Genomic DNA, 21,336 nt, shown 5'->3' with positions numbered 1-21,336 from the left:
ATTTTTGTTAACTCTTATTAAAAAAGTAAATGATAAATAAGTTTAACTCAATAAATTTATATTTCGGAAAATCAATTCTTTATTTCCTTTTGACCTTTTTTTTTATCGGTTTGTTTTTCATGCGATAAGGTAGGAATGACAGACTCCAACCCAGATGAAAATACAATCCTAGAAATTGATCCCAAAGATGGATTTAGCAACGTTTTAGTAAAGGCAAAATAGTTCTCGACTTCAGATGAGTACTGGTTTGCCAGAGCAGAAAGTTTCAAATAAATTGATTACTTGTTTAGTGGACCACAATAGCTATAAGGAAAGAATTCTTTTAGAGTCTCTTGTGGGTATTGCAGCAAAGGCAGTGAATGAAGTTGAAAATTAATGAATAAAGGTAAATTAATTTGAGAAAAGTTGTTTGTTTTATTAATTTTTAATTAATTTGTCGTATTAACTAAACCGATTTAGTTCATTTCTATGAAGAAGTTATATTTGAAAGATGTTGCTAAAGAGTTAAATGTATCTAAAACGGCAGTTTCACTAGTGCTTAATGGGAAGGGTGATGAGAACAAGATAAGTCAAGAAACCCAACAGAAAATTATAAGTTTTGTTAAAGAACATAATTATATTCCAAATCAGTTGGCGCGTGGTTTAAGTAGGGGTAAAAGTGAGACTATAGGGTTAATCATACCAAATATATCAGATACATTTTACTCTAAAGTAGCTGGTGTTATTGAGAGAAAAGCAAAAGAAAAAGGGTATACGGTATTGTTTAGTAGTTCCTATGAAGATCCCAAAACAGAAGGGGAACTTATACAGTCTATGCTTAATAGACAAGTAGATGGGTTAATTATAGCTTCTACTCAAAAGAATAAAAAGGAAATTGAATTTTTAAAGAAAGAGAAGTTTCCCTTTGTGTTGTTTGACAGGTTTTATCCTGAGCATGATACAGATTATGTTATCGTCGATAATTTTTATGGAACCAAGAAAGTGACTGAACATCTTCTTGGTCTTGGAAGAAAGCATATTGGATTTGTTACTTTAAAACCTGGTTTAGAGCCAATAGCACAACGTTTACAAGGATATCATAATGCGCTACAAGGTCATAATATTGTTGCCAATCATGACTATGTAAAGGAAATTAAGCGTGAAGAGTATTTTAGTGAGGTAGAAGAAGCACTAAAGGATTTGGTTCTGTGTAAACAGCCTGTTGATGCCATAGTTTTTTCAACACATTATTTGGCATCACAAGGTTTGAGAGTTTTAAAAAAATTAAAGGTAAAAGTACCAGATGATGTTGCTATTGTCAGTTTTGATGAATTAAGCGCATTCGATATCGTAGAGCCACCGGTTACAGCTGTTGTTCAGCCAGTTAAGGAAATAGGTTGTTCAGCTATAGAAATACTGTTAAGCAAAATTGCTGGGGAGGTTCAGACTAAGTTTCAAACCAAAGTTTTAAAAACAAAACTTGAAATAAGAGGCTCTTGTGGGAATAAATAGTCCATTGTAGTTTTTTTTAAAAATAACTAAACCGATTTAGTAAATTGAAACATAATTAAATTTTTATTATATGAAAAAGTACATCTATTTAGTATTAATAATGTTGTTTGGTTTTGCATTCGGGCAAAATACGATTAACATTACCTACGTTGAACCTTATGAATATAAAGAAGTTTCAGGTAGTTTACTGGCTAAAGCTAGTTTAAATATAGAAGATGCTAATCAATACAAAGGTTTATCATTTGAAAATGGTAAAACTATAGAAATTGAACAAGAGAACGGTAAAGCATGGTTGTGGTTACCCGTTTTTGGAACTCCAGAAAGCGTGACGTTTGTTGGGAACTCACGAAAGAATTCCACAAAGCAACTTTTTACACCTTTAGTGACCTCAGATTGGGGTTATTTTAAAGAAGGAACCTTTCACATTATCTCATCATCACATCAAGATATCGCTTGGATGGATACGCCTCAATATTGTAGACATGAGCGCATTCATGATATTATCGCTCCTGCATTGGATATGATGGATACAGATAAGGCTTTTCATTTTGGAATGGAACAAACGCTTAATTTAAAGGAATTTATTGAAGAATTTCCAGAGAGAAAAGCAGAGGTTATGTTACGCTCAGATGAAGGTAGGTTTACATGGGGAGCAACCTACAACCAGCCGTATGAAGGTATGCAAACCGACGAGCAGTTAATTCGTGAGATGTATTTTGGAAGACGTTGGCTTAAAAAGAATTTTGAAGGCAATGATGTTATAACGGCATTTAATACAGATGTGCCTGGTAGAACGTTGCAATTCCCGCAAATACTGGCAAAATCTGGTGTAGAAAACTTATTTGTTTCAAGGTTAAAGGAGGGATTCTATAACTGGTATTCGCCAGATGGTTCATCAATACCAACGTATAGCCCAGGTAATTATGGTTGGGCAGTAATGTTTTATAAACTTTTTGAACAAGATGCCATAGAGGCAATGCACAAACTACAAACAAGGGTGAAAATGTGGGGAGATTATTACAAAGAACATAACTTACCACCACACTTTGCTATTGTTATAAGCAATGATGCTTCGGGGCCAGCAAACTATGGTGCAATTGTTTCAGAATGGAATGACATTATTAAAAAAACTGGAGTAAAAATGCCTAAGCTTAGACATTCAACAGTCACTGCATTAATGAATGAAATCAAAAAACCTGGAGTTGTTTTTGAAACGATTTCTGGAGAAAGACCAAATATATGGTCTTATATTCATGGTCCAGGGCACGCTAAGGCTATTACAGCTTCAAGAAAAGCAGGGCGTTTATTGCCGTCTGCTGAAATTTTTGCATCAATTGACGCCATTTTAAAAGGTTCTTTTAAGGATTATCCTGAAGAAGCACTTTCAGAAGCTTTTGAGGAATCCATTTATCCTGATCATGGTTGGGGCGGAAAGAATGGTCATATTACTGATAGTATTTTTCGTGCTAAACTAGAGTTTGCAGCTTCTGAAGCTGATCGTTTAATTGAAAAGTCACTAACCTCAATTACTAGTAACATTAGAACCAAGAAGAATAATGCTGTAGTGGTTTACAACGATTTATCATGGGAAAGAACAGCAACGGCAAAGGTTACCATTGAAGATAATTCTAACTACTACGTAGTGAATCATGAAGGTGTGGTAATGCCCTCTCAAATTAGTAATGCTAGAGGAACAAGAACCTTAGAGTTTGTAGCATCCAATATTCCACCGTTAGGTTATTCCACATTTTACTTAAAAAAGGGTAAAAAGTATTTTGATGTTAACAAATCTGTAACACCTAATGCTTTAAGTAATGACTTTTATATTATGAGATTAGGCGACGGCGGTTTAACCTATTTGTTTGATAATAAATTAGGAAAAGAAGTTATAAAAACTACAAGATTTGCTGGAGGAGATATTATTACTATGAAATATGATGGGAATGGCGCAGGCGAGTTTACCCAGATGACCGAACCTAAAATGGACGGATTCAATAAAGCAAGTTTGCATACTGCCAATTGGAAAATTGTTAATGATGGCAACGTTTTTACCATGTTTGAAAACAAGGTTAAGTTTGAGCATGCTAACATTGTACAATACGTAAAAGTGTATCACCAAATTAAGAAAATAGATGTTTTTGTTGATATTCTTGATTGGGATGGAACACATAACCGTGAATTTAGATTTGCCCTTCCTTTAGATATGGAGGACTCGACTATAAAGTATGAAGTGCCTTTGGCTATTGCTGAAGTTGGAAAGTCTGAAATGAAACAAGCCCCACGAGGATGGGCATGGGGTGGTACTTATGACCAAAAACCTGTTGAGATTCACCCAAGGGAGGTCATGAATTTTATAGCTTCTGAAAAAGACGGCTTCCAAGTAACCTTAGCTACCGATGTTGCTTTGGCTGATTGGATTGACGCAACAAGGGAATCTGTTGAATATACCGTGTTACAGGGAATTTTAATGGCAACACATAAAAGTTGTCATGGTGAAGGTAACTGGTATCATCAAACCGGAGACCATCATTTTGAGTTTTCTATAACCTCTAATGAAGCTAATGATGCTTTATCTTATCAATTTGGTAACGGTGCAAACCACCCGCTTCAGGTTAGTGAGCAAAAAATAAAGAATAATTCGGGTGTTTTACCAGCCAGCAAAAGCTTTTTTAAAGTATCTCAACCTATGGTGCGTGTAAGTACAATTAAGAAAGCAGAAGATGAAGATGCGCTTGTGTTAAGACTTGTTGAAATTGATGGTAAAAACAGTCAACCGACAATTTCTCTACCCAAACCAGCATCTAAAGTGATAAAAACCAATTTAATTGAAGAAGAAACCGAATTATTGAATTTAAATGGTGAGAACATTAAAATTGAAATTGGTAACAACGCTATTGAAACTTATAAAATAATTTTAAAGAAAACTAATTAACTTTTTGTAATTAACAATATGAGCATTACTAACAAAATATGGAAGGATGATAAAGAGCTATACGCCATAGCTAAATCAGAATTATTTGTAGCCTTGGTGGGTGATATTTTAGATACTTTAGGGTATCAGCATCAGTTCCTGCCTCCTAATATAAAACCGTTAAATACTGATTTCATTCTTATTGGTAGGGCAATGCCCGTCTTAGAAGCCGATGTTTTTGAAGAGTCTGTGAAAGATACTAAAAACCCTATGATGAAAAAACCATTTGGGATTATGTTTGAAGCCCTAGACGATTTAAAAGAAGATGAAGTTTACATCTGTTCAGGATCCTCGCCTAGATATGCACTTTGGGGTGGATTAATGAGTACAAGAGCCATGAAACTTAAAGCAGCTGGTGCAGTACTACATGGATATTCAAGAGATACCAACGAAGTTTTAAACCTTAATTTTCCAACATTTTCTTATGGCGGGTATGCGCAAGATCAAGGTCCAAGAGGAAAAGTTATAGATTATCGTGTTCCTATTGAAATAGAAGGTACTCGTATAAATCCAGGAGATATCATTTATGGAGATAGAGATGGTGTAGTGGTAGTACCAAAAGAAGTTGAAGTAAAAGCATTCACAGGAGCTATTGAAAAAGCTAGAGGAGAGCAATTAGTTAAAAAGGCTCTGGAAAATGGCATGAGTACGGTTGACGCTTACAATAAATTTGGTATTATGTAAATACATCGATAGAACCTAATCACTCTAAATAACAAGAATTTATGAAAAACAACTCATCCATTTATGTTTACGCTATTAGTTTTGTGTCCACTATTGGGGGCTTCCTCTTTGGTTATGATACGGCTATAATTTCAGGATGTAACACCTTCCTTGAAACACAGTACAATCTTTCAGCAAGCATGTTGGGTTGGGTGGTGTCATCGGCCTTATTGGGAACCATTTTAGGGTGTATTATATCAGGGAGTATTACCGATAAATTTGGTAGGAAGAAAGCTTTAATAGTTGCAGCAGTATGTTTAGTATTATCCGCTTTTGGGTCTATGCTACCACCACAGTTTTCAGGTAATTTAGATAACACCTATTGGATAGCAGCATCCTCAGAAAACTCATTTTTGTTTTTAGTTATAGTAAGAATTATAGGTGGTATTGGTGTGGGTATCACATCTGTTGTGGCCCCAATTTATATTTCAGAGCTTACTTTACCTCAAAAGCGTGGCAGAATGGTATCGTTATACCAATTGTCGATCACCTTAGGTATCTTGTTGGCATTTTTAGTAGATTGGATGGTATTAAATGCAGCAGGAGAAGCTGCTGGAGTTATAACCCAAGAAAATGGAGGCTTTTGGAACTGGCTTTTTGTGCAAGAAATTTGGCGAGGTATGTTCGGTACAGAAATTCCAATAGCTTTGCTTTTCCTTGTGTTATTATTCTTGGTGCCAGAAAGCCCCAGATGGTTAGCGGTAAATGGTAAAGAAAATAAAGCATATACTATTATGGTTAAAACCATGGGAGAGCTCATGGCAAAATCTCAAATGGATGAGATTAAAACAGTTGTAAAATCAGAATCACAAGGTTTTAAGGACTTATTAAAGCCCTATTTAAGACGACCATTTTTAATAGGTATTTTGCTGCCAATGTTCTCACATTTGAGTGGTATTGCGGCCATCATGTATTTTGCGCCAAATATTTTAAACGAGTCGATAAAAAGTGTTGAAAGTTCCTTTTTAGGAGCTGTTTTAGTTGGACTTGTAAATTCCATTTTCACCTTCGTTGCCATTATGAATATAGAACGTTATGGAAGAAGAAAACTTCTTTTAATAGGTGTAGTTGGTGCAGCAATATCTTTATTTGGAGTAGCAGCATTATTTGCTATAGGTTCTAGTTTAGTGATTATACCATTGTTACTTTATGTGGCGTGTTTTGCCTTTTCTTATGGACCTATTGTTTGGGTTATTATTAGCGAAATTTTCCCAACTAAAATTAGAGGTTTGGCGGTAAGTATAGGTAGCTTGTCATTAATGGTTACAGGCTTTTTTATCACATTAACCAATCCTGTTTTTATAGAAAATATAAAACCTTCGGGTACTTTCTTTTTATACGGCGCATTAACGCTCCCAGCCATTTGGTTTATATGGAGGTTTGTTCCAGAAACAAAAGGCAAAACATTAGAAGAAATAGAAATGTCTTGGAAACAAGATAAAACAAAAGACTAAAATAATATGAGCACAACCGTTATAGAACAGTACAAAGTAGAAGCTAATGGGTATCATCCGTTTTTGATTCGCGAGGGCTGGCAAGTGGCACAATTAAACTACATGCCAGAGCAACATATAAACAATATAAAAAAATTAGATGTTCATTTTTTAACCGATGAGGTATTTATACTTCTTAAAGGCGAGGCCGTATTAATAGGGGCTGAAATTGAAAATAATAATGTGACATTCGAAACCGAACTTTTAAAACCTAGTATTACTTATAATATACCTGCTAATGCTTGGCATAATATTGCCATGAGGGAGGGAAGCGAAATAATTATCGTTGAAAAATCAGAGACGCACGTGTCAGATTTTGAGTTTTTTCAATTAAATGATGCACAAATAGCTGAACTAAAACAGATGGTAACAGCTTGTTTCGATAACAAAAAAAAATTAAAAGCCAATGACACAAATTAACTTAAAAGGCAAAAAAGCATTAGTAACAGGAGGGAGTCAAGGGATTGGTGCAGGCATTTGTAAAGCACTAGCGGCTTGCGGTGCAGATGTATTCATCAATTATTATAGTAATAAGGAGAAAGCACAAGAGGTAGCAGATGAGATAAAATCCACTTTCAATGTAAACGTAAGTATAGGAAAAGCAAATGTATCAGAAGCATCAGAAGTTAAAGACATGTTCAACACAATGGATGTTGAAATTGGCACTATTGATATTCTTGTAAACAATGCAGGTAGTGAAAGTGTAGCACATGTTTTAGATTTAGAAGAAGACGAATGGGAAAGGGTAATGGGCATCAACCTGAAAGGGCCTTTTTTATGTTCTAAAGAAGCAGGGGCACGTATGGAAAAAAATGGAGGAGGCGTTATTATTAATATTTCTTCTATTCATGATACCGTACCAAGAAAAGGACTAATACATTATTGTTCGGCTAAAGCTGGGTTGAAGATGTTTTCTAAATGCCTGTCACTGGAATTGGCTGAAAGAAATATACGGGTTGTTTCAGTGGCTCCAGGTGCTATTGAAACCAATATGAATCGAGAGGAGATTAACAAGTTTGGACGCGAAAAATTTCATAATTGGATACCATCAGGCAGAATAGGAAATGTTACCGAAGTAGCCAATACCGTAGCATTTTTAGCAAGTGATATGGCAGATTACATCAACGGAACCGATTTGTATATTGATGGGGCTTACATGAATCACACCATTCAGTACGACCCACGTCCACCAAGAAGAACGAATAAATAGATGAAACTAATTTTAATAACAATTGCATTACAAAGTATGGTGGTTTTTTATACAGGAAGTTATACACAAGAAGGAGCGCCAGCCGAAAACCCAGTAGGCGAAGGTGTAGGTTGTTTCGCAATTAATTTGGAAACGGGTGAAATACGTGAAAAAGCCTATACTAAACAGAGAAATCCAAGCTATTTGGTAGTTTCAAAAGACAAAAAATATCTTTATGCACTAGAGGAAATGTACCAAAACCTACAACCAAGACTTTATGCCTATAAGATTGCGGAAGATGGTGCATTAAGTACCATAAATTCACAGCCTATACATGGCGATTATGCCTGTCATTTTGCAATTATAGAAAACAACTTGGTAGTAGCCAGTTATGTTTCAGGAAACATATTGTCATATCCAATAAAAGAAGACGGAAGTCTAGAAGCTTGTTCGCAAGAAATTCAACATAACGGCATAGGTCCAAACAAAGAGCGACAAGAGGCAGCTCACGCCCATATGATATTACCTTTTGCACATAATCAAATGTACGCGGTAGATTTAACTTTAGATACCGCAAAGGCCTATCAATGGAATGAAAAAGATCAAAAATGGGAGGGCACGCCAGCTTTGGATATTCAAATTGAGGCGGGTAGTGGTGCGCGACACATGGTTATGGATAGCGACCAAGAATTTGCCTATGTGCTTGGAGAATTAACTGGAGAGCTTTTTGTTGTAGATTTAACTATAGGAGAATCTAACGTTGTTCAAAAAATAAGTTTTATCCCTGATAATCATGATGGGCCTGTTGGTGGTGCAGCCATACGAATGCACCCCAACGGAAAGTTTTTATATGCATCCAATCGCGGTTCTGAAACCATTGCTATTTTTAAAATTGACGCCTATACAAAACGGTTATCCCTTCTAGGGCATCAAAACACCTATGGCAAAACCCCACGGGATTTTAATATCCATCCCGAAGGCAAATGGCTCATCGCGGCCAATCAGGATAGTAATAGCTTAGTAGTTTTTGAAATAAATACCAACGACGGTACACTTCAAAAGAAATCAACATTTAAAGTAAATACGCCAGTAAATATATGCTGGTTATAGTTTAATTAAGTTAACAATGATTGAATTAAAAGGCATAGCATGGGATCATCCAAGAGGGTATGAACCACTCATAGCTACATCAAAGGCATTTCAAGATAATAATCCAAATGTCAATATCACTTGGAAAGTACGCTCTCTAAAGGAATTTGGAGATACGCCTATTGAAGATTTAATTGAAAATTTTGATGTTATAACTATAGACCATCCCTATATGGGGCAAGCCCATAAAAATGGTTTATTACTTCCGTTAGAAGATTATTTAAAAACCGAGGAGTTGAACGCCTTGAAACAACAGGCTTTAGGCAAATGCTTTGATATCTATAATTACGAAAAGCACGTCTATGCTACACCCATTGATGCGGCCGCTTTAGTGGCGTCGTATAGAAAAGATATTATAGTTAGTTTAGGACTGGACTTACCTAAAAACCAGGAGGAATTAAAAGCATTTTATAACAAGTTACCTTTAGGGTTTTCTATAGCTTGGGCATTATGCCCTACTGATATCTGGTGCACATTTTTAACACTTTGCGCTCAATATTTTGGTTCAGGCTTTATTCAGAATAATGAAATTAATTCAAAAGTTGGTATTAATGCTTTAGATGAGCTAAAATTTCATGTAGAGCTGAGCCATCCTCAATCCTTAAACTGGAATCCCATACAAATCCTAGATAATATGGGCGAGGAAAATAGTATTGTTTATTCGCCTTACCTTTTTGGTTATACTAACTATTCACGTAAAGATTATACTAAAAAATTAGTGAATTTCACAAATAGCCCAACTGGAAAGCAAAAAAACATAGCCACCATTATGGGTGGTGTAGGTTTAGCAGTGTCTGCTCTAACAAAACATCCTGAAATTGCTTCAAAGTATGTAAATTATGTTGCTAGTGCAGAGGTGCAAGAAGGGGTGTTTACCGAAAACGGCGGACAACCAGCAAGTAAAAATGCTTGGGAGAGCAAAGTCAACAATGTGTTGTGTAACGACTTTTTTAAGGATACCAAATGGACTATTGAAAACGCTTATATACGTCCACAACATCCGGGTTGGAACGCATTTCAAGAACAAGGTGCCGATATTATTCACGAAGGCATATTAAAAGATACGAGTTCAGAAATAATAATGAATAGATTAAACGACTGTTACAAATCCGTTTAGTTATGAAAGCATTTAAAACGATAACCATTGAAACCAACGATGCCATAGCTGTATTAAAATTTAATCGGCCAGATCAATTAAACGCCATGAATCGGGAGATGATGGATGAAATAATTGATGGCATACATTGGATTAATGAGCAATCTGAATACCATGTGGCTGTAATTACTGGAGCAGGTAGAGCATTTATGGCAGGAGCCGATATAAAGGAGTACGGAAACCAAACACCGGAACAGTTTGATTCATTTCAAGAAAAGGGTAAAGAACTTTATGATGCTATTGAAAATGCAGATAAACCTTGGATTGCCGGTGTTAATGGTTTTGCCCTTGGTGGTGGTTGCGAGATAGCCTTAGCCTGCGACATGATTGTAGCATCTGAAAGCGCAAAAATGGGACTGCCAGAAGTATTTTTAAGTTTAGTTCCTGGTGGTGGTGGTACCCAACGATTAATTCAAAAAATAGGTATAAACCGAGTTAAGGAAATGTTGTTTCTAGGAGGGCAATATGATGCGAATACCTTAAAAGATTGGGGGTTGGTTAATAAGGTAGTTTCTAACGAAAATTTTTTAACCGAAATGATGGATTTTGCAGGGAAACTTTCAAGAAGACCTCATAAATCTGTAGCACAATTAAAGCGTTTGGCAAATATAAGTTTGACAACAACACCTTTTGAAGAACGAATCAATGAAGAGGCCAATACAGTTAAACAATTATATCTTGATGTAGAAGCACAAACAGCCATTAAAAAATTTATAAAAAAGTCTGAGCAATAGTCATGGAGCAACACGGACCATTAAAAGGATTGGTAGTAGCTGATTTTTCGCAGTTGGCACAGGGGCCATGGGCTACCCAAATGTTGGGAGATATGGGCGCAGACATCATAAAAATAGAACCGGTAAAAGGCGATTGGATGCGTCATTATTCCTATGGGAATTTATATCCCGAAGGAGAGAGCATTTCCTTTATAAGCTTCAATAGGAATAAAAAAAGTATCGCACTCGACTTAAAATCTGACGAAGGCAAAAAAATAGCAAAAGATATCATTGCCAAGGCGGATATTCTTTTGGAAAATTTTCGTCCTGGTGTAATGGAGCGCTTAGGTTTGGGTTATGAAGATATGAAAACGCTGAATCCAAAGCTGGTGTATTGCTCAAGCTCAGGGTACGGTGCTTCAGGGCCTTACCTAAAAAGACCAGGTCAGGATTTATTGGCACAGTCCATTAGTGGAGCCCCTTATTTAAACGGACAGAAAGGAGGGTTGCCAGTAGTAACCGCCGTGGGGCAAGCCGATTTGCTAACCAGTTTGTTTATTGTGCAATCGGTTTTAGCGGCTATTTATTCAAGGAGTGTCACCGGTAAGGGGCAAAAAATTGAAGCCAATTTATTGAGTTCTGCGGTAGGATTTCATATTCAAGAGATAACAGCTTTTTTGCTAAAAGGGTCAAATCCAGAACGCAGTGCAAGCGGTATCCCAAATCCTTGGCTGGGAGCACCTTATGGTTTATACAACACATCAGATGGTTACATCGCTATTGGGATGAATTCTGTACAAAGACTAGCGCAAGTCATTGGTTTGGATAAGTATGATTCAGAGGCGTATAAATCAAATAATATTATAGACAACCGTGATGACATTCGAAACGATTTTAATACTGTTTTTAAAACCAAAACCACTAGCGAATGGTTAGAGTTGTTATTGGCAGAAGACATTTGGTGTTCGCAAGTCAATAGTTTTAAAGAGATGGTGGAAGACCCACAGATAAAGCATAATGACATGATTTTGGAGTACGAACATCCAAAGGTGGGCACTATAAAAACTACGGGGTTTCCTGTGAAGTTTAGTGACACACCACAAAAAATTGAAAAACCGGCACCCTTACTCAACCAACATGCCGAAGAGATATTAAAACAATACTGTGGATATTCCGATTTGGAGGTCCAATCATTTTTAAACAAAACATAAAAAATTAGCGAAATGAAATTAGGATTCGGATTATACCGTCACATGCTGAACGACCAGCATTATAAGTTTGCAAAGCAATGTGGCGCAACACACGTGGTGGTGCACATGGTAGATTATTTTGGTAGTGCAGATAATAGTAAATCGAATGCCAATCAACCCATAGGCGGAAATAAAGGCTGGGGAAAAGCAGGTAACGGAGAACTATGGTCTTTAGAGGAGCTTTTAAAGATTAAAGCAGAAATTAATAATCATGGTTTAGAATGGTATGCTATCGAGAATTTTGACCCTTCAATATGGTACGATATTCTTTTAGACGGTCCTAAAAAAGAGGCACAGATAGAACTGGTAAAGGAACAAATACGAATTGTGGGTAAAGCAGGCATTCCAGTCTTTGGCTATAATTTTTCTTTAGCAGGCGTATCTAGTAGGGTTGAAAAACCATTTGCTCGTGGTGGTGCAGTTTCCGTAGGAATGGAAGGTTCGGTAGATGAAACCCCTATTCCGAATGGTATGGTTTGGAATATGGTTTATGATGAAAACGCACCAGCAGGAACAGTGGAAAGAGTCTCGCATGCCATCCTTTGGGAGCGCTTACAATACTTTTTAGACCACGTGATACCAGTAGCCGAGGAGGCAGGTGTAAAGATGGCGGCCCATCCAGACGACCCACCAATGCCTTATGTTAGAAATACACCACGATTGGTATATCAGCCCAATATGTACCAGCGTTTAATAGATATGAAGCCAAGTAATCACAATAACTTGGAATTCTGTTTAGGCACCATTTCTGAAATGACCGAGGGCAATGTGTATGAAGCCACAGACCAATACAGCAAACAAAATAAAATAGCCTATATCCATTTTAGAAATGTAGTTGGCAAAGTTCCCAATTACCATGAAGTATTTGTGGATGAAGGCGATATCGATATGTTCAAAATATTAGAAATTTTGAAGAAAAATAATTTCGATGGTGTTTTAATTCCGGACCATACGCCTCAGATGAGTTGCGATGGCCCATGGTATGCCGGTATGGCTTATGCTATGGGGTTTATGAAAGCTTCTTTGAAGTTAATTGAATCGATGCACTCTAAAGTGTAATTTAAAATACTCAAGCACGAGGTGGTTTGTAAGAAGAAACAGAAATTTTCAATGTTATGAAAAGAAGAACATTTGTTAGAAATACAAGTTTGTTTGGAGCTTCTTTATTTAGCTTACCTCCATTGATGACTTTGTCCAACTGTAAGCCAGAGGTGCCATTAAAAAGTTTATTAAAAAAACAAGCTTTGTTGTCTTTTTGGCGATTTACAGAAGTTTGGAACTTTAAGGATTTCTGGAAACGTGGTAATACTTTCGATGCTTGTTTGGTTTTTGTTGATGCATTGCAAAATCAGTGGCCAGACGATAGTGACGTTATTGAAATCCAGAAAGAAGTTGAGAAAATGCTAAAGGAAAATTTAGAGTTTTTCCATAGCTATGACCCTGGCAAGTTATGGGCCGATGATTTTGGATGGTGGGGACTCATGGCCTTAAATGCCAGAAAACATTTGCTTAAAATTGGAAATATAGAATTAGCGAATGCGTATTTAAAATTATCAACTGATTTATGTTGGGAATACAAGAAAAAAACAGCCTACGATAATTCCGATGAAGGCTTCCCTGTTTTGCATGGATGCAGAAATGGAGATGCCAACGGAGAAAGTAAAGGCGTAAAGAATACCGTAACCAATGTGTTGCTCTTTTTACTTTCGTCTCGTATTTATCGTTGTCTTTCGGAAGAAGATATTGCCAATGGAGATAAGTACTTAGATATGGCTTACAGGCAGTGGTTGTGGTTTGATGAGTGGTCTAATTTAAAGGATTACGAGTATCTCAAGAAATTAACCACAGAAGGTGTTTTGGTTCAAGAGCGACCCATGGCCTTTGTTGAGGGCTCAACTTATATTGAAAAAATTCATCCACCATGGGCAGAGGGCTGGATATGGTCTGGAGACCAAGGTATGCTGGTGGCTTCCTTAATAGATATATTGGCTATAGCCGATGACTTAGATGATTATTTAAAAAGGACAAATATTTATCCTGATTTTGATACCGGTACATTCAAATCAAAAATCAATAACTTAATAAAAAAACTAGCTAAAGGCATTCAAAATGGATTAATTGCAAATTCAGACGGTATTATAAGAGAAGCTCCTTGTTATTCCAGTTTCGGACCTGAACATGGTAGAGACTATCTCGCTGGAAGAGGCATTATGGTACGCTATTTAGTGCAAGATGAGATTAAAAAACACTTGAATATTGATATGACGGACAATATTTCAAAGACATTTGAAGCCATTTGGAATACAAGAGACATTGCAACCAACCAATTTAAACCAGAGTTTACAACCGCTGAGAATGATAAATTATATATTGAACAATTTCGACAACTTTGGGGATTGGCAGATGATGTATATGAATGGAATTTGGATAAGATGAAAGAAAAGAACAAATTCGGTGTGTGTCAATCCATAGGTTTAGATGTTTTAGGGGCAACTATCCGAAGTTTAAATGAAAACTAATTTATAGCCAATAAAAGTATGGGATGTATGCAACAGTTTAAAAATTATTTTCAAATTCTAATACTAATTTTCGTTTGTCAATATGCCGTTGCTCAGAACGACTTTGGAAAATACCAACCTTTTTCGTCGTACTGGTTTATCGATGAACTCTTGGAGTGGAATCCCAATGAAGATAACAACGTTAAATTCAATAAAAGTTATCTACCGCTACAAGTGCGATTTATTGATAGTACTACACAGGTAAATCCAGAATTAAGTACCAAACCATCAGTGGTATCATTAATTGCACCGCATACTACGAATTATCATCCTTCCCAAGGGTTTCAAACGGTTGAGCAGTATGCCTTTCCGTATTGGCAGTACATCGATTATTTGGTGCAATGGGGAGGTTCTGCGGGCGAAGGTCTTGTTGTTACTCCAACTGCTTTTTGGATAGAATCTGCACACCTAAATGGCGTTGAAATTTTAGGAACCGTGTTCTTTCCGCCTAACGTATATGGCGGTAAAGAGGAATGGGTTCTAGAATTTTTACAACAAGATGACACTGGAAATTTTCCAGTAGCCGATAAACTAATTGAAGTGGCCAAACTTTATGGTTTTGAAGGGTGGTTTATTAACCAAGAAACCCACGGTATGAGGAAAGAAGAAGCCCATTTAATGCAGAAGTTCTTAAAGTATTATCAAGAAAAATCCAACGGAAAATTTAAAATTATGTGGTACGATGCTATGATTGAAGACGGACGCGTCATTTGGCAAGATGAACTTAATCATCACAATAGTATCTATTTTCAGAACAAAGATAAAAAACTAACAGACATTATGTTTATTGATTTTGGCTGGAGCGAAACACAATTGGAAGATTCTCATAAACGAGCAAAAGCATTAGGTAGAAGTCCATGGGAGCTCTACTCTGGTATAGATGTTCAGGCTAAAAGTTATAAAACACCAACCAATTGGAAAGGCTTATATAAAAATGGAAAGCCTTATACAACCTCTATAGGATTATATTGGCCCAACTCTACATTTAATATAGCCAAAAACAAACAACCGGAATCGGTTTACGAAGAAGAACAAAAGTTTTGGAATGGAACTATTTTAGAAGAAGAAGTTCCTGCATGGCAATCTAAAGAATGGAAAGGTTTTTCTAAATATATTCCTGCCCGTTCCGTAATTAAAAAGCTCCCTTTTATTACTCATTTTAATTATGGTTTAGGGCGCTTTTATAATGAAGCAGGTGTGCGTTTGTCTAATAAAGAATGGCATAACCTTAGTATTCAGGATATTTTACCCTCATGGCAATGGCAGGTAGATACTACAGTGGTTAAAGCCAGTTTTGATTTTACTGAGAGCTATACAGGCGCTTCGTCAGTCAAAATTGAAGCTTTAAAAAACACAGAGCATTCAAAAATTCCACTTTATAAAACAGCGTTGCAACTGTCTGGAAAAGAGGCGTTACAAGTTGTTCATAAAGGTGATGGTAATATACAATTTGTACTTTACCTAAATAATGGTCTTAAGTATAATTTTAAACCTGAAATAAACGAATCATGGACTACAAGCAGTTTTGATTTATCGCACTTAAAAGGACAAAAGATTGTGAAAATTGCAACTGAATTCTCTGGAAAAAAAGGCGAAAGGATATATTTAGGTTTATTGGCAATTAAAAAGAAATCCAAAAGCTCTATCAAGAAGTCAAAAATAAGTGTCACGCCATTTAAAAAAGATGATAGTTTAGAACTTTATATAAATATTCAAGGAGATGAATTAGCCGAATTTCATAATATTTATCAAATAAAAGGGACTAACAAAATATGGTTAGGAAAGACTAGAAGTACAGATTACTACGTGGCACCTTTCAAAATAGATAAAAATAAAACTACAATCAAAATTCAAGTGGTTGCAATAGCTAAAGATGGCTCTAAAAGTAAACCTTCCAATAAAAGACTGCTAATGAAATAGATGCCGTTACTATGGAAAATACATACATAAAAGAAGCCTGTGTAGAGGGGTTACAACAAGCACTACATGCTGAAAAACAAGGTGCGGATAGAATTGAACTTTGTGCGCGTTTGGATTTAGATGGTTTAACACCAGATTTTGAAACGATAAAAGAAGTTAAGGCGAGCTGTAACATTCCTGTAAGGGTAATAATAAGACCCAGAGCGGGTGATTTTGAGTATTCTGACGACGAATTTGAAAAGATGAGATTATCAATAGCCTTGTGTAAGTTAATAGGTGTTGAGGGAGTTGTAATAGGAATTAACAAAAGCGATAACGTCATGGATTTACCAAGAACAGAAGTGCTTGTAGAACTTGCCAAACCAATGAAAGTAACAATACATAAAGCCATTGATGCTCTAGATAATCCCGTTGAAACAATTAAGGAATTGATTAAAATTGAAGGCATAGATACGATATTAACCTCAGGCAAAGGACAAACATGGCAGGAAGGACAGGAATTAATTAGGCGCATGATGAAAAAGGCTGGTGATAACCTTGTGATTATGCCTTGCGGAAAAATTACTCAACTTAATTTGGAAAGTGCTCATAATTTTTTTAATGCCAAAGCATATCATGGTAAGTTAATAGTAGGTAAATTGTAAAAAGATAAACATGACAACATTTAGAAATCTAGTAGTTTTAGGGTATATTTTTATTACATTAATTAACTGTAAGAACAATACTAAAAAGGATCGTGAGCTTCCTAGAATTGCTATTACTGGTTTAGCGATAGAGTCAAGTACCTTTTCACCAGCTAAAACTACAGAAGAGGCATTTCATGCGTATTATGGTGAAGATGTGTTTCAATATTTTCCTTTTTTAAGAGATCCAAAAGATACATTAAGACAACAGGCTCATTATTTTCCAGCGGTGAAAGGGCATGCAATACCAGGAGGTATTGTTACAAAAGAAGCCTATGATGCTTTGATGAAAAAAACTTTAGACACTTTACGTAAAAATCTACCATACGACGGATTGTTTTTCGATATACATGGCGCCATGAGTGTAGAAGGGTTGGATGATCCCGAAGGTGATATGATAAAACAAATTAGAGGCATTGTGGGGTATGATTGTGTTATTTCTACTTGTATGGATTTGCATGGGAATGTGTCTGAAACTTTGGCTAGAGAAACGGATTTGATTACTTGTTATCGATTGGCACCCCATGAAGATGCCATGGAATCTAAAGAGCGTGCGTTAGTCAATCTAATAAAACGATTAAAGTCTGGTAAAGGCAAACCAAAATATAAAGCATGGATTCCCGTACCTATCTTACTGCCAGGGGAAAAAACTAGTACACGTATTGAACCTGGTAAAAGTTTGTATGCTAAAGTAGCTCCGGAGGTAGAAAAGAAAGGTGTTATAGATGCTGCCATTTGGGTTGGGTATGCTTGGGCTGATGAACCAAGGAACCATGCTGTGGTTATGGTTACAGGAGATGATAAAGAACAAGTTAAAACATCTGCAGAAATGTTGGCACAAAGTTTTTGGGATGTAAGAAAAGAATTTGAGTTTGTTGCCCCTACATTGCCTTTTAAAGAAGCCTTGAAACAAGCAATTAATAGTGATAAAAAACCATTTATGCTTAGTGACATGGGAGATAATCCAACCGCAGGTGGAGCAGGAGATGTAACTTGGACATTGAACGAACTATTAAAAGTAAATGAGTTTAGTAAAGAAGGCGGTAAATCGTTAATATATGCATCCATTCCTGGTCCAAAATTAATTGAAGACGCTTTAAAAGTTGGTGTTGGAGGAAAAGTAAAGGCCTATGTTGGAGCAGAGGTTGATAATCGCTTTGCAGCACCAGTATTATTGGAAGGTACTGTAAGGGCCATAAAGAAAGGTGATAAAAATGCCGAGGTTGAGGTAGTAGTTCAATCAGGAAACATTTTTGTGATTGTTACTAAGAAGCGCAAGCCGTATCATTATGAGAAGGATTTTACTGCATTGAATTTAAATCCTAGAGAAACAGATATTGTTGTTGTTAAAATAGGTTATTTAGTTCCAGAGTTGTACAATATGCGAGGCGATTGGGTGATGGCATTAACTCCCGGAGGAGTAGATCAAGACTTAGAGCGTTTACCATATAAACGCATTAAACGCCCTATGTTTCCCTTAGATAAGGATATGGAAACCCCCGATTTGAGTGTGCGTTGGATTTCTTCAGCAGGTTTAAAATAGCATATTTATAAAGTTATTTTTTTTTGATGGTTTAAAACATAAGCTTTACTCAAATTCTTTTCTGGTCAATTAAATAGTAATAAAGGTGCTGAGTTTTATTAATCTTTATTTTGTCTTTTTATTAGGCTTATTATAAATATTTTTTGACATTTCCTACAGGACAGAGCAGGACACTTTTAAGTCGTTAATTTTCTAGTTTTGTTAAGGTTTCATTTTATAAATGCATACATATAAATTTTTGCCCACTATTTTGATTATTTGACAAAATTTATTGGTGGTCTCAAAATACATTTTAGGGGTGATAAAAGTTCAATGTTTATGGTGTATTTTGGTTATTTGAAACTAATATCATTGTTTTGTACTATTCACTATAAACCAATAAACTAAATTATTTTTTAGAAATCAAACCAGCTAATACAACTAAAAATAACCTTAAAAAACTACAAGGAGAATTAAATAAACTTAATTAATGAAAAAAACAATTGTAATTACAGGAGCGGGAGGCGTTTTGTGTAGTACCATGGCAGAAGCTTTAGCCAAAGAAGGACATAATATAGCTCTGTTAGATTTAAACAAAGAGGCAGCTATAGCTGTTGCAGATAAGATTAATGAAAATGGCGGTAGTGCTATTGGAGTTAAAGCCAATGTGCTAGAAAAAGATTCTTTAGTTCAGGCTAAAGAAGAAGTTAATAATGCTTTTGGTAAATGTGATATTCTTGTAAATGGGGCAGGAGGAAATCACCCGTTAGGAACTACAAGTAACCCTTTTTTACAGTTAGAAGATTTAGTGAGAAAAGAAGAAGGATTCAAAACTTTTTTTGATTTAGACCCTCAAGGTATTCAGTTTGTTTTTAATTTAAACTTTATTGGTACACTTCTGCCAACACAGATTTTTGCACAAGACATGGTTGGTAGAGAAGGTTGTAGTATTTTAAATGTTTCTTCAATGAATGCTTTTACACCTTTAACAAAAATACCAGCTTACAGTGGTGCAAAAGCTGCGGTTTCAAACTTTACCCAATGGTTAGCAGTTCATTTTTCAAAGGTTAATATACGTGTGAATGCATTAGCTCCAGGTTTCTTTTTAACTGAACAAAATAGAACTTTACTAACTAACAGCGATGGAAGCTTAACCCCTAGAGGAAATCAAATAATTGATCAAACACCAATGGGTAAATTTGGTGAGCCAGAAGATTTAATTGGTACTACGCTTTGGTTATGCGGAGAAGGGTCCTCATTTGTTACGGGTGTAGTTGTGCCAATAGATGGTGGATTCAGTGCTTACAGTGGTGTTTAAAAATTAAAAGATATTTAAGATGGAGCAAACATGGAGATGGTACGGGCCTAATGACCCAGTAACTTTATTAGATGTAAAACAAGCAGGCGCAACAGGTGTGGTGTCTGCATTGCATCATATTCCAAATGGAGAAGTATGGACAGTAGATGAAATTCAAAAGCGTAAAGCTATTATAGAAAATGAGGGTTTAACCTGGAGTGTAGTGGAAAGTATTCCGGTTCATGAAAATATAAAAACTCGATCTGGAAATTTTAAAGCTTACATAGAAACCTACAAGAAGAGTATAGAAAACTTAGCAACGTGTGGTGTCAATATTGTGTGTTATAACTTTATGCCAGTGCTTGATTGGACTAGAACAGATCTGGCGTTCAAAGTAGCCGATGGATCTGAGGCATTGCGTTTTGATGTTACTGCTTTTGCAGCTTTCGAATTGTATTTATTAAAAAGGCCAGGTGCTGAAGATGCTTACACTGATGAGCAAAAGCAAGCAGCTAAAACTTATGTACAAGGGTTGTCTGAAGATGAAAAAACTAAGTTAGTAAATAATATCATTGCTGGTTTACCAGGGGCTGAAGAAGGATATACTTTAGAGCAATTTCAAAACATATTAGATACTTACAAAGATATAGATGCTCAAAAATTAAGAGATAACTTGGTAGCGTTTTTAAAGGAAATTATACCTGTGGCATCTCAAAATAACGTATTAATGTGCATTCACCCAGATGATCCACCTTATCCAATTTTAGGTTTGCCTAGAGTAGTAAGTACAGAGTCAGATTACGCTTATTTATTTGACAATGTTCCTGATAGAGCAAACGGCATTACATTCTGTACAGGTTCTTTAGGTGTAAGAGCAGATAATAATTTGGTACAAATTTTTGAAAGATTTGCAGATCGCGCACATTTCTTACATTTGAGAAGTACAAGACGTGATGCAGAAGGAAATTTTTATGAAGCAGATCATTTAGATGGCGATGTAGATATGTATGCTGTAGTAAAGGCAGTCGTATTAGAAGAAAGAAGAAGGAAAGCTGCTGGCATGAAAGACTATGCAATACCAGTAAGACCAGATCATGGGCATCAAATGCTAGATGATTTAAAGAAAAAAACAAACCCAGGTTATTCCGGAATTGGAAGGTTGAGAGGTTTGGCAGAATTAAGAGGTCTAGAATACGGAATTACAAATAGTATATAAAAATA

At 36.0% G+C, this 21,336-nt stretch carries 17 protein-coding genes; all 17 read left to right on the top strand.

The window, feature by feature from the left end:
- Positions 1-468 precede the first annotated feature (468 nt).
- The 17 genes from E1J38_RS01905 to uxuA all read left to right on the top strand — a co-directional run bounded on the left by E1J38_RS01905 (position 469) and on the right by uxuA (position 21,331).
- Positions 469-1,491, top strand: coding sequence for a LacI family DNA-binding transcriptional regulator (locus E1J38_RS01905; RefSeq protein WP_133354436.1), 1,023 nt, complete (start codon positions 469-471; stop codon positions 1,489-1,491).
- A gap of 70 nt (positions 1,492-1,561) precedes the next feature.
- Entirely contained in the window at positions 1,562-4,423 is a 2,862-nt protein-coding gene (locus tag E1J38_RS01900; RefSeq protein ID WP_133354437.1) for a glycoside hydrolase family 38 N-terminal domain-containing protein, read from the top strand.
- 18 nt (positions 4,424-4,441) lie between these two features.
- Positions 4,442-5,146 carry an RraA family protein gene (locus E1J38_RS01895; protein WP_133354438.1) on the top strand — a complete coding sequence of 235 codons (705 nt, stop codon included), beginning with the start codon at positions 4,442-4,444 and terminating at the stop codon, positions 5,144-5,146.
- 41 nt (positions 5,147-5,187) lie between these two features.
- Positions 5,188-6,639, top strand: coding sequence for a sugar porter family MFS transporter (locus tag E1J38_RS01890; protein ID WP_133354439.1), 1,452 nt, complete (start codon positions 5,188-5,190; stop codon positions 6,637-6,639).
- Between the two features lie 6 nt (positions 6,640-6,645).
- Positions 6,646-7,098 (top strand): hypothetical protein, encoded by a 453-nt coding sequence (locus E1J38_RS01885; protein ID WP_133354441.1) that lies wholly within the window; start codon positions 6,646-6,648, stop codon positions 7,096-7,098.
- Positions 7,085-7,888 carry an SDR family NAD(P)-dependent oxidoreductase gene (locus E1J38_RS01880; protein ID WP_133354443.1) on the top strand — a complete coding sequence of 268 codons (804 nt, stop codon included), beginning with the start codon at positions 7,085-7,087 and terminating at the stop codon, positions 7,886-7,888. The genes E1J38_RS01885 and E1J38_RS01880 overlap by 14 nt, the downstream gene beginning before the upstream one ends.
- Complete coding sequence (locus E1J38_RS01875; RefSeq protein WP_133354444.1) at positions 7,889-8,977, top strand: lactonase family protein; 1,089 nt, start codon at positions 7,889-7,891, stop codon at positions 8,975-8,977.
- Positions 8,978-8,993: 16 nt separating this feature from the next.
- Positions 8,994-10,133 (top strand): extracellular solute-binding protein, encoded by a 1,140-nt coding sequence (locus E1J38_RS01870; RefSeq protein WP_133354446.1) that lies wholly within the window; start codon positions 8,994-8,996, stop codon positions 10,131-10,133.
- Between the two features lie 2 nt (positions 10,134-10,135).
- The gene (locus E1J38_RS01865) at positions 10,136-10,906 is read left to right on the top strand and encodes an enoyl-CoA hydratase/isomerase family protein (RefSeq protein ID WP_133354448.1); all 771 of its coding nucleotides are present in this window, start codon (positions 10,136-10,138) and stop codon (positions 10,904-10,906) included.
- Positions 10,907-10,908: 2 nt separating this feature from the next.
- Entirely contained in the window at positions 10,909-12,096 is a 1,188-nt protein-coding gene (locus tag E1J38_RS01860; RefSeq protein WP_133354450.1) for a CaiB/BaiF CoA transferase family protein, read from the top strand.
- Between the two features lie 12 nt (positions 12,097-12,108).
- Positions 12,109-13,194, top strand: a complete 1,086-nt coding sequence (locus tag E1J38_RS01855) for a mannonate dehydratase (protein ID WP_133354452.1) — start codon at positions 12,109-12,111, stop codon at positions 13,192-13,194.
- Between the two features lie 56 nt (positions 13,195-13,250).
- A complete protein-coding gene (locus tag E1J38_RS01850) occupies positions 13,251-14,654 on the top strand; it encodes a hypothetical protein (RefSeq protein ID WP_133354454.1) in 1,404 nt (467 codons plus the stop codon).
- 27 nt (positions 14,655-14,681) lie between these two features.
- Positions 14,682-16,613 (top strand): endo-beta-N-acetylglucosaminidase, encoded by a 1,932-nt coding sequence (locus E1J38_RS01845; protein WP_186525798.1) that lies wholly within the window; start codon positions 14,682-14,684, stop codon positions 16,611-16,613.
- An 11-nt stretch (positions 16,614-16,624) separates the two neighbouring features.
- Positions 16,625-17,257, top strand: a complete 633-nt coding sequence (locus tag E1J38_RS01840) for a copper homeostasis protein CutC (protein WP_133354458.1) — start codon at positions 16,625-16,627, stop codon at positions 17,255-17,257.
- Between the two features lie 10 nt (positions 17,258-17,267).
- The gene (locus tag E1J38_RS01835) at positions 17,268-18,839 is read left to right on the top strand and encodes a M81 family metallopeptidase (protein ID WP_133354460.1); all 1,572 of its coding nucleotides are present in this window, start codon (positions 17,268-17,270) and stop codon (positions 18,837-18,839) included.
- A gap of 469 nt (positions 18,840-19,308) precedes the next feature.
- Complete coding sequence (locus tag E1J38_RS01830) at positions 19,309-20,136, top strand: SDR family oxidoreductase (protein WP_133354462.1); 828 nt, start codon at positions 19,309-19,311, stop codon at positions 20,134-20,136.
- A gap of 19 nt (positions 20,137-20,155) precedes the next feature.
- The gene (uxuA, locus tag E1J38_RS01825; protein WP_133354464.1) at positions 20,156-21,331 is read left to right on the top strand and encodes a mannonate dehydratase; all 1,176 of its coding nucleotides are present in this window, start codon (positions 20,156-20,158) and stop codon (positions 21,329-21,331) included.
- Positions 21,332-21,336: the final 5 nt, after the last annotated feature.

Source organism: Seonamhaeicola sediminis, from assembly GCF_004358095.2.
GTDB classification, from domain to species: domain Bacteria; phylum Bacteroidota; class Bacteroidia; order Flavobacteriales; family Flavobacteriaceae; genus Seonamhaeicola; species Seonamhaeicola sediminis.
The sequence above is the reverse complement of the archived record's forward strand: the minus strand, read 5'-3'. Positions and strand labels throughout refer to the sequence as shown.